Genomic DNA, 9,648 nt, shown 5'->3' with positions numbered 1-9,648 from the left:
CCGCGGCCGCCGCGTGCGTGGCCGCCGCCGCGCGGCTGGCACCGCCCGGGCTGGTCGACTCCATGCAGCGGCTGGTCGACGCCGTGGACCGGGGCCGGTCTCCCGGCGACGACTTCTCCGACCGGGTGATCGAACACGGCATCGCGGCCACGGTCGCCGAGGCGGCGCGATGCCCGCAAGGGGGGCTGTGACTTCGACTTCTCGGGCAGGTCTCGCCGACGATCTGGCGCGGGCGCGGGCGCGGACGCTCCAACTGGTCGAGTTCGACGACGACGAGCTGTACCGGCAGTACGACCCGCTGATGAGCCCGCTGGTGTGGGACCTGGCGCACATCGGTCAGCAGGAGGAGTTCTGGCTGCTGCGCGGTGGTGACCCCGCCCGGCCCGGCATGCTGCCGCCCGCCGTCGAGGGCCTCTACGACGCCTTCGTGCATTCCCGCGCGAGCCGGGTCGAGTTGCCGCTGCTGTCTCCCGACCGCGCGCGGGCGTACTGCCGCACGGTGCGGTCGGCCGTCCTCGACGCGCTCGACGCCCTGCCGCGGGACAGTGACGACTTCACGTTCGCGTTGGTGATCAGCCACGAAAACCAGCACGACGAGACCATGTTGCAGGCGCTGAACCTGCGCAGCGGCGCGCCGCTGCTGCGCGAGAAGGCCGCGCTGCCCACCGGCCGGGCGGGGCTGGCCGGCACCTCGGTGCCGGTCCCCGCCGGCCCGTTCGTGCTCGGCGTGGACGCCGCGAGCGAACCGTATTCGCTGGACAACGAGCGTCCCGCCCACGTCGTCGAGCTGCCGGCGTTCCGGATCGGCCGGGTGCCGGTCACCAACGGTGAATGGCGGCATTTCATCGAAGACGGCGGATACCGCGAGCCGCGCTGGTGGTCCGAACGCGGCTGGGAGCACCGGCAGCGCGCGGGCCTGGCCGCGCCACAGTTCTGGAGTGCCGACACCCGCACCCGCACCCGGTTCGGCCACGCCGAGGACATCCCCGCCGACGAGCCGGTGCAGCACGTCACCTACTTCGAGGCCGAGGCCTACGCTGCCTGGGCCGGCGCGCGGCTGCCCACCGAGATGGAATGGGAGAAGGCCTGCGCGTGGGACCCGGCCACCGCAAGCCGGCGCCGCTACCCGTGGGGCGCGCAGCCGCCGTCCGCGGACCTCGCCAACCTGGGTGGCGACGCGTTGCGCCCCGCGCCCGTCGGCGCCTACCCCGCCGGCGCCTCCGCGTACGGGGCGGAGCAGATGCTCGGCGACGTGTGGGAGTGGACCGCCTCGCCGCTGCGGCCCTGGCCGGGGTTCGTCCCGATGATCTACGAGCGCTACTCGCAGCCGTTCTTCGACGGCGACTATCGGGTGCTGCGCGGCGGCTCCTGGGCGGTGGAGCCCGCCATCCTGCGGCCGAGCTTCCGCAACTGGGACCATCCGATCCGGCGCCAGATCTTCTCCGGCGTCCGGTTGGCCTGGGACGTCGAGGATGCCGCCTGATGTGCCGTCACCTTGGCTGGCTGGGGACCGACGTGACGGTGTCCTCGCTGGTGCTGGACCCGCCCTGCGGCCTGCGGGTGCAGTCGTATGCCCCGCGCCGGCAGAAGCACTGCCTGCTCAACGCCGACGGTTGGGGGGTCGGGTTCTTCGACCGCTCCGCGCACGGCCAAGTGCCCCGCCGCTGGCGTAGCCAGGCGCCGCTGTGGGGGGACGTGTCGTTCGAGTCGGTCGCGCCGGCGCTGCGCAGCCACTGCGTGGTGGCCGCGGTGCGCTCGGCGACGGTCGGCATGCCGATCGACGTCAGCGCCACGGCGCCGTTCACCGACGGCCGGTGGTTGTTGTCGCACAACGGGATTGTCGACCGCGCCGTGTTGCCGGTGACGACGCGGGCCGAATCCGTTTGTGACAGTGCGCTGCTGGCGGCCGTCATCTTCGAACGCGGGCTCGACGCGCTCGGGGAGACCATCACCGAGATCGCCGCCGCCGACCCGGGCGCCCGGCTGAACGTCCTGGCCGCCGACGGCTCTCGCCTGTTGGCGACGGCCTGGGGCGACACGCTGTCCATTCTCCGTCGCCCCGACGGCGTCGTGCTGGCCAGCGAGCCCTACGACAACGACTCCGGCTGGGAGGACGTGCCGGACCGCCACCTCGTCGAGGTCACCGCGGCGGGTGTCGTGCTGACCCCGCTGGATCACCCGGAAGGTTATCGATGACGCTGACCCTGTCCAACCACCTGGCCGCCGACTCCGCTGACCAGGCGTTGCGCCGCGACGTCCTCGACGGCCTGCAACAAGCACCGAAGTCGTTGCCGCCCAAGTGGTTCTACGATTCGCTGGGCAGCCACCTGTTCGATCAGATCACCCGGCTGCCCGAGTACTATCCGACCCGGGCCGAGGCGGAGATCCTGCGTGCGCGGTCGGCCGAAATCGCGGCCGCCAGCCGGGCCGACACCCTGGTGGAGCTGGGCAGCGGTACCTCGGAGAAGACCCGGCTGCTGCTCGACGCGCTGCGCGACCGCGGAGCGCTGCGCAGGTTCGTCCCCTTCGACGTCGACGCGGGCATCCTGTCGACGGCCGCGGCGGCCATCCAGCGCGAGTACGCGGGCGTCGAAATCAACGCGGTCTGCGGGGATTTCGAGGAACACCTCACGGAGATCCCGGCCGGCGGCCGGCGCCTGTTCGTGTTCCTGGGCTCGACGATCGGCAACCTGACGCCCGGCCCGCGCGCGGAGTTCCTCTCCAGCCTGTCCGCCCAGATGCGGCCGGGCGACAGCCTGCTGCTGGGCACCGACCTGGTCAAGGACACCGGCCGGCTGGTGCGGGCCTATGACGACTCGGCCGGGGTGACGGCGGCGTTCAACCGCAACGTGCTGGCGGTGATCAACCGGCAACTCGACGCCGATTTCGACGTCGAGGCGTTCCAGCACGTCGCGCGCTGGAACGCCGAGGAGGAACGCATCGAGATGTGGTTGCGCGCCGACCGCCCGCAGCGGGTCCGCGTCGACGCGCTCGACCTGACCGTCGACTTCGCGGCCGGCGAGGAGATGCTCACCGAGGTGTCGTGCAAGTTCCGCCCGGACGGGGTGAGCGCCGAACTGGACGGGGTGGGGCTGCGCCGCACCCGGTGGTGGACGGACGCCGCGGGCGACTTCGGGTTGTCGCTGGCCGTGAAGTGACGGCCGGCGCCGCGCTGGCCGACCGCTGGCGGGCGGCCCGCCTGCCGGCGGCCGGGCTGCACCTGGACAGCGCGGCGTGCTCGCGGCAGAGCCTCGCGGTGATCGACGCCGCCAACCAGCACGCGCGCAACGAATCCGAAGTCGGCGGCTACGTCGCGGCCGAGGCGGCGGCGCCCGCGCTCGACGCCGGGCGCGCCGCGTTCGCCGCCCTGGCCGGCATGCCCGACGCCGAGGTGGTGTTCACCACCGGCTCCCTGAACGCGCTCGACCTGCTGCTGGGCGGCTGGCCGGCGGACCGCCGCACGGTGGCGTGCCTGCCCGGCGAATACGGGCCCAACCTCGCCCTGCTGGCCGCGCACGGATTCGACCGTCGGCTGCTACCGGTGCTGGAGGACGGCCGGATCGCGCTCGACGACGCGGCGCTGGCGCTTCACGCCGACCCACCCGACCTCGTGCACCTGACCGCCGTCGGCAGCCACAGCGGCGTGGTGCAACCGCTGCCGATGATCGCCGAGCTGTGCCGGGAGCTGGGGTTGCCCCTCATCGTCGACGCCGCCCAGGCGCTGGGCCAGGTGGACTGCGCCGTCGGCGCCGACGTGACCTATGCGTCGTCGCGCAAGTGGATCGCCGGGCCGCGCGGTGTCGGGGCGCTCGCCGTGCGCCGCGAGCTGATGGCGGGCCTGCGTCCGAGGCTGGCGGCGCCGGACTGGCTCGCGGGCCCGTTCACCGTCGCCCAGCAACTCGAGTTCGGCGAGGCCAACGTCGCTGCGCGCGTCGGCTTCTCGATGGCGCTGGGGGAGCACCTCGCGTACGGCCCGCAGGCCGTGCGCGCGCGGCTGGCCGAGCTGGGCGCCACCAGCCGCACGGCGCTGGCCGACGTGGCCGGGTGGGCGGTGGTCGAAGAGGTCGACGAGCCCAGCGCCATCACCACACTGGCCCCGGTCGACGGCGCCGACCCGCAGGCGGTGCGCTCGTGGCTGCTCGCCGAGCGGGCGATCCTGACCACCTTCGTCGGCGTCCAGCGGGCGCCGCTCGAGCTGGCCGGGCCGGTGCTGCGGATCTCGCCGCACGTCGACACCACGGCTGACGACGTGGAGACCTTCGCCGAGGCGCTGATCGCCGCGACGGCGGCGACGTCCGGTTGAGGCCTAGCCCGCCTTGTGCGCCGTCAGCAGGTAGGCCGGCATCTTCACGCGGCCCTTCTCGTCGCGGTCGTGGGGCGGAAACTCGAAGGGCGCGTTGGGAATGTCGACGACGTTCGACAGGATGAAGGCGGGCCGGATCTCGTCCACCTCCCAGTACTTGCCCACCGCCGCGCGGAGTTCGTCTTCGTCGACCTCGTTGGGCTTGGGTTCCATCTCGGCGGGAAACGCGCCCTTGGCGAACACCAACACGAACAGGGCGGCGCCCGGCGCGGCCGCGCGGTGAACGGAGCTCAGGTAGCCGTCGCGGCCCTCGACCGGCAGGGAGTGGAACAGCGTGGAATCGACGATCGTGGAGAACCGGCCGTCGTAACCGGACAACGTCGTGATGTCGGCCTGGGCGAAGCTGGCCGTGGTCAGCCCGCGCTCCCGGGCGGCCCTGGTGGCCGCCGCGACGGCGGTCGGCGTGAGGTCGACGCCGACCACGGTGTAGCCCTGGGCGGCCAGCGCCAGCGACAGTTCGGCGACCCCGCACCCGGCGTCGAGCACGTCGCTGCGGAACTTCCCGGCCGCGGCCAGGGCGGCCAGCTCGGGTTGCGGCTCACCGATGTTCCACGGCGGCGGCCCCTCGAAGTGCGCCTGCTCGCGGTATGCGCCGTCCCAGTCCATAACCTGATCGCCCGTCATGGTTTTCAACGTACCCGCGGTCAGGACTCCCAGGTGTGCACCGGCTCGTTGGCGTGCATGTGCTCGCAGTACCGGCGCAGCATCTCGGCCAGCGCCGCGGGCCGGTTGATGCCCTTGTCTTCCAGCGCGCGCACGGTGGACACCTGCCAGCTGGCGCCGTTGCGGCCGGTCCGCGCGCGGCCCTCGATGACGCCGAGGAACCGGTCCCGCACCTCGGCGTCGACGCCCCAGCGGCGCAGTCCCTCGTCGGCGATCGGCAGCAGCGTGTCGAGCACCAGTGCGGTCGCCGGCACGTCACCCAGTCCCGGCCAGTGCAGCCGGGCGCCGATGCCGTCGCGCGCGGCCGCAAGGAAATTCGCCTGTGCGGCAGCGAAATCCATGCTCCCCCACACCGGATCGTCGCCCTCCGACAGGCTGCGCAGCAGGCCGTAGAAGAACGCCGAGTTGGCCAGCATGTCCACGACGGTCGGCCCGGCCGGCAGCACCCGGTTCTCCAGCCGCAGATGGGGCCGGCCGTGCACCACGTCGTAGACCGGCCGGTTCCACCGGTAGACGGTGCCGTTGTGCAGCCGCAATTCTGACAGTCGCGGGGTCCGCCCGGCGGCCAGCTCGGCGGCCGGATCCTCGTCGGACACCTCGGGCAGCAAGGGCGGGAAGTAGCGGATGTTCTCGTGGTAGAGGTCGAGGACCGAGGTGATCCACCCCTCGCCGAACCACACCCGCGGCCGCACGCCCTGGGACTTGAGCTCCTCGGGGCGGGTGTCGGTGGACTGCGTGAACAGCTCGATGCGGGTCTCGGCCCACAACTGGTGGCCGAAGAAGTACGGCGAGTTGGCGCCCAGCGCCAGCTGCGGGGCGGCCACCACCTGGGCCGCGTTCCAGTTCGCGGGGAATGCCTCCGGGGCCATCTGCAGGTGCAATTGGATGCTGGTGCAAGCGGATTCGGGCGCGATCGACACGGCCTGCCAGCTCAGCGGCTCGGGGCCGGAGATGTTGATCGGGATGTCCTCGCCGCGGGCGGTGAAGATCGACTCGTTGAGCGCCGCGTAGCGCCGCGAGTCGCTCATCCACCCGGTGGCCAGGTGTTCGGGCATCAGCGTGGGCAGGATTCCGATCATCACGATGTGCGCACCGCCGACGCCCGCCTTGGTCTCGGCGTCGTTCAGGCTGGCCCGCACCTCGCCTTCGAGATCCAGTGTGGTGTGCCCGGGCAGGGCGTGCGGCGGCACGTTGAATTCGATGTTGTAGGCGCCCAATTCCGGCTGGAACGCCGGATCCCCGATGGCGTCGAGCACCTCGCGGTTCGACATGGCCGGCTGATAGTCGGCGTCGACCAGGTTGCACTCGATCTCCATGCCGGTGAGTGGCTTGGCCGAGTCGAAGCGCGACTGCACCAGCATCGTCTCGAAGACATCCAGGCACAGCTGGAGCTTCCGCCGGTATTCCCGCCGATGCGCGTCGTTGTACGTGGTGCGTTTGACCTCTTCGCCCACACCGCCGATGGAACAGGGTTACCGGCGGTAAAGCAAGCGACGCGGTGAGCTTGTCGAGTCCACCCAGACCATGATGGACTCCTGACGTGTCCGAGTTTGTCGCCGCGATCGACCAGGGAACCACCAGCACCCGCTGCATGATCTTCGATCACGACGGTGCCGAAGTGGCCCGCCATCAACTCGAGCACGAACAGCTCCTGCCCCGCGCCGGCTGGGTCGAGCACGACCCAGTCGAAATCTGGGAGCGCACCTCCTCGGTGCTGATGTCGGTGTTGAACCGCGCGAATCTGAGCGCGAAAGACCTTGCCGCGCTGGGAATCACGAACCAGCGGGAGACCACGCTGGTGTGGGACAGGCGCACCGGGCGGCCCTATTACAACGCAATCGTCTGGCAGGACACCCGCACCGACCGGATCGCGTCGGCGGCCGAACGCGACGGCCGTGGCGACGTGATCCGCCGCAAGGCCGGCCTGCCCCCGGCGACGTACTTCTCCGGCGGCAAGCTGCAGTGGATCCTGGACAACGTCGACGGGGTGCGGGAGGCCGCCGAGGGCGGTGACGCCCTGTTCGGCACCGCGGACACCTGGGTGTTGTGGAACCTGACCGGGGGGCCGCGCGGCGGCGTGCACGTCACCGACGTCACCAACGCCAGCCGGACCATGCTGATGGACCTGGAGACCCTGGACTGGGACGACCAGCTGTTGTCGTTCTTTTCCGTCCCACGCGCGATGCTGCCGGCGATCGCCCCGTCGTCGTCGCCGCAGCCCTACGGCGTCTCCGCGCCGGCCGGCCCGCTCGGCGGCGAGGTGCCGGTGACCGGGATGCTCGGGGACCAGCACGCGGCGATGGTCGGCCAGGTGTGCCTGTCGGAGGGCGAGGCGAAGAACACCTACGGCACCGGAAACTTCTTGCTGCTCAACACCGGCGAGACCATCGTGCGGTCGAAGAACGGGCTGCTGACCACGGTCTGCTACCAGTTCGGCGACGCCAAGCCGGTGTACGCGCTCGAGGGCTCGATCGCGGTGACCGGCGCCGCGGTGCAGTGGCTGCGGGACCAGCTGGGCATCATCAGCGGCGCCGCGCAGAGCGAGTCGCTGGCGCGTCAGGTCGCCGACAACGGCGGCGTCTATTTCGTCCCGGCGTTTTCCGGGCTGTTCGCGCCCTATTGGCGATCCGATGCGCGCGGCGCGATCGTGGGGCTGTCGCGGTTCAACACCAACGCGCACCTGGCCCGCGCGACGCTGGAGGCGATCTGCTACCAGAGCCGCGACGTGGTGGACGCGATGGCGGCGGATTCCGGTGTGCGCCTTGAGGAATTGAAGGTCGATGGCGGTGTCACCGGCAACGACCTGTGCATGCAGATCCAGGCCGACGTGCTCGGCGTCGACGTGGTGCGCCCCGTGGTCGCGGAGACGACCGCGCTCGGCGCGGCCTACGCGGCGGGCCTGGCGGTGGGGTTCTGGGCCGACCCGGCCGACCTGCGGGCCAACTGGCGCGAGGACAGGCGCTGGACGCCGGCCTGGAGCGACGAGCAGCGCGCCTCGGGGTACGCGGGTTGGCGCAAGGCCGTGCAGCGGACGCTGGATTGGGTGGACGTCACCTAGCGCCCCGCCCGCCGCGCCACCTCAACCCCCCGCCCCCGCGAGCGCCCGTGTCTGTACCGCGACACGCCGGTACGGCCGTACATTTGCGGACGCTCGCGGAGAGCGGAGAGCGGAGAGCGGAGAGCGGGGAGCGGAGGGCGGCCGGGCTCAGTCCTCGCCGAGGATGCCGTAGACCTCGCGCCGCGCATTGTTGAGGATGTCGACGATGCGCTGCTGCTGGTCGGCGGTGGCGGTGTGCGCGGCCTGCGCGACCGCGCCGAACAGCTGGCCCATGGCGGCCCGCAGGTTCATGTGACCCGGGTCGGCGCCCTCGGCGATCTCGTCCCACGGCGGGGTCTCGACCTTTTCGGCCGCCGCGCGGCCCTCGTCGGTCAGCTCGAAGAGCTTCTTGCTGCCCTCGCTTTCGCTGGCCGTGATCAGACCCTCGTCGGTCAGCAGCTGCAGCGTCGGGTAGACCGAGCCCGGGCTGGGCTTCCAGATCCCGTTGCTGCGTTCGGCGATCTGCTGGATCATCTCGTAGCCGTGCATCGGCCGCTCGGCCAGCAGCGCCAGGATGGCGGCGCGGACGTCGCCGCGCTTGCCGCGACCCGGACCGCCGCGGCGCCATCCGCCGCGCCGGCCGCCGGGCCCGAAGCCGAACCCCGGACCGAATCCGGGGCCGAAGCCCGGGCCGAACCCGGGACCGAAGCCCAGCGGGCCGTCGTGGCCGGGGGAGTGCTCGCGGAGGTGTTCGAAGAACTCCTGGCGGGCGCGTCGCCGCGCGCCGTGCAGGGCGCGCCGTTGGGTGTCGGGACCGAAGCCGAAGCCGGGGCCACCGGCGAACGGGCCGCCCGCGGGGGTGAATGGATTGTTCATGTTTGTTCCTTACGTCTGAACGGGAAGCGCACCACGCGCTCCGAAGTATCACGATATATCGGAAACTATCGCGATGCAACGACGGAAATCGGGTCGGTGCGGCCCGGTGCGCGCGCGAGGGCCGCTGAGCTGCGGAGTCGGGCCGTCGGCGCGCGGGTCGGGGCCCGGCGCCCCGGCCCGGTTTGCGCTCGACAGGGGGCGGGTAGGAACTCTGGGATGAACGCTGATAACTCCAACGTGGCGATGGGCGGGACCTCCACCGCGGCCGGCGCCGCGCAGGGTGGCAGCGGTCGTGGCAGCGGCAGCCGCAACGTGTGGCTGTGGGTGAACTGGGGGCTGGCGCTGGCCACGGTGCCCGCCGCCGCCATCGTCATGCTTTTTGCGCTCGGCGCGGTGATGAGCACCGACGGCTGCAGTGAGCGCAGTTGCCCCAACCTGGGCCACGGCGGGATCAATTTCGGGGTCGCGTTCTACGGAGCCCCCGCCGTCGCGGTCGTGGTCATCGTCATCTCGCTTTTCACCGCGAAGCGCCGCGGCGGCATCGCCGTTCCGCTGTGCGGATGGGCGCTGCTGATAGCCGACGTCGTCCTGATGGCGGCCAGCGTCTCCGGTTAGTGCGGGGCCGTCAGGCGGGCGGCGAGAAACCACCCGGCGAGGCGCTCGGCGGGGCCTGCGGCGGCGGAGCGGCGCCCGGCCACGGGGCGGTCTG

At 71.8% G+C, this 9,648-nt stretch carries 9 protein-coding genes and 1 pseudogene; 7 read left to right on the top strand and 3 right to left on the bottom strand.

The window, feature by feature from the left end:
• The 5 genes and pseudogenes from HMPREF0591_RS01835 to egtE all read left to right on the top strand — a co-directional run.
• A pseudogene (locus tag HMPREF0591_RS01835) lies at positions 1–191 on the top strand (ergothioneine biosynthesis glutamate--cysteine ligase EgtA); the annotation flags it as partial.
• Positions 170–1,483 (top strand): ergothioneine biosynthesis protein EgtB, encoded by a 1,314-nt coding sequence (egtB, locus tag HMPREF0591_RS01830; RefSeq protein WP_007166684.1) that lies wholly within the window; start codon positions 170–172, stop codon positions 1,481–1,483. The pseudogene HMPREF0591_RS01835 and the gene egtB, both read left to right, overlap by 22 nt.
• Positions 1,483–2,196: an ergothioneine biosynthesis protein EgtC gene (gene egtC, locus HMPREF0591_RS01825; RefSeq protein WP_007166683.1), complete on the top strand. Its 714-nt coding sequence runs from the start codon at positions 1,483–1,485 to the stop codon at positions 2,194–2,196. The genes egtB and egtC overlap by 1 nt, the downstream gene beginning before the upstream one ends.
• A complete protein-coding gene (gene egtD, locus HMPREF0591_RS01820) occupies positions 2,193–3,158 on the top strand; it encodes an L-histidine N(alpha)-methyltransferase (RefSeq protein ID WP_007166682.1) in 966 nt (321 codons plus the stop codon). Before egtC ends, egtD begins: the two co-directional genes overlap by 4 nt.
• Positions 3,155–4,303, top strand: coding sequence for an ergothioneine biosynthesis PLP-dependent enzyme EgtE (gene egtE, locus HMPREF0591_RS01815; RefSeq protein ID WP_007166681.1), 1,149 nt, complete (start codon positions 3,155–3,157; stop codon positions 4,301–4,303). The genes egtD and egtE overlap by 4 nt, the downstream gene beginning before the upstream one ends.
• 3 nt (positions 4,304–4,306) lie before the next feature.
• Here the strand turns inward: egtE and HMPREF0591_RS01810 are convergent, their stop codons facing one another.
• The gene (locus HMPREF0591_RS01810) at positions 4,307–4,987 is read right to left on the bottom strand and encodes a class I SAM-dependent methyltransferase (protein WP_007166680.1); all 681 of its coding nucleotides are present in this window, start codon (positions 4,985–4,987) and stop codon (positions 4,307–4,309) included.
• A gap of 20 nt (positions 4,988–5,007) precedes the next feature.
• Positions 5,008–6,480: a glutamate-cysteine ligase family protein gene (locus HMPREF0591_RS01805; RefSeq protein WP_007166679.1), complete on the bottom strand. Its 1,473-nt coding sequence runs from the start codon at positions 6,478–6,480 to the stop codon at positions 5,008–5,010.
• Positions 6,481–6,617: 137 nt separating this feature from the next.
• On the opposite strand from HMPREF0591_RS01805, the gene glpK reads away from it, so the two are divergent.
• On the top strand, positions 6,618–8,084 hold the full coding sequence (gene glpK, locus HMPREF0591_RS01800; protein WP_050789999.1) for a glycerol kinase GlpK: 1,467 nt from the start codon (positions 6,618–6,620) through the stop codon (positions 8,082–8,084).
• Between the two features lie 147 nt (positions 8,085–8,231).
• Here the strand turns inward: glpK and HMPREF0591_RS01795 are convergent, their stop codons facing one another.
• A complete protein-coding gene (locus HMPREF0591_RS01795) occupies positions 8,232–8,939 on the bottom strand; it encodes a PadR family transcriptional regulator (RefSeq protein WP_007166677.1) in 708 nt (235 codons plus the stop codon).
• A gap of 216 nt (positions 8,940–9,155) precedes the next feature.
• Here HMPREF0591_RS01795 and HMPREF0591_RS01790 point away from each other — a divergent pair, with 216 nt between their 5' ends.
• Entirely contained in the window at positions 9,156–9,554 is a 399-nt protein-coding gene (locus tag HMPREF0591_RS01790; protein ID WP_007166676.1) for a hypothetical protein, read from the top strand.
• The last annotated feature ends 94 nt before the right edge of the window (positions 9,555–9,648 follow it).

Source organism: Mycobacterium parascrofulaceum ATCC BAA-614 (genome assembly GCF_000164135.1).
In the GTDB taxonomy this organism is placed as follows: Bacteria; Actinomycetota; Actinomycetes; order Mycobacteriales; family Mycobacteriaceae; genus Mycobacterium; species Mycobacterium parascrofulaceum.
Note: the sequence above shows the minus strand (reverse complement) of the source record. Positions and strands in the feature narration are given on the sequence as shown.

Bases quoted from the DNA above. Each gene is read 5' to 3' on its own strand.
- HMPREF0591_RS01810 (WP_007166680.1), bottom strand. From the start codon at position 4,987: ATGACGGGCGATCAGGTTATGGACTGGGACGGCGCATACCGCGAGCAG.
- egtC (WP_007166683.1), top strand. From the start codon at position 1,483: ATGTGCCGTCACCTTGGCTGGCTGGGGACCGACGTGACGGTGTCCTCG.
- HMPREF0591_RS01795 (WP_007166677.1), bottom strand. From the start codon at position 8,939: ATGAACAATCCATTCACCCCCGCGGGCGGCCCGTTCGCCGGTGGCCCC.
- HMPREF0591_RS01790 (WP_007166676.1), top strand. From the start codon at position 9,156: ATGAACGCTGATAACTCCAACGTGGCGATGGGCGGGACCTCCACCGCG.
- egtB (WP_007166684.1), top strand. From the start codon at position 170: ATGCCCGCAAGGGGGGCTGTGACTTCGACTTCTCGGGCAGGTCTCGCC.
- egtD (WP_007166682.1), top strand. From the start codon at position 2,193: ATGACGCTGACCCTGTCCAACCACCTGGCCGCCGACTCCGCTGACCAG.
- glpK (WP_050789999.1), top strand. From the start codon at position 6,618: ATGATCTTCGATCACGACGGTGCCGAAGTGGCCCGCCATCAACTCGAG.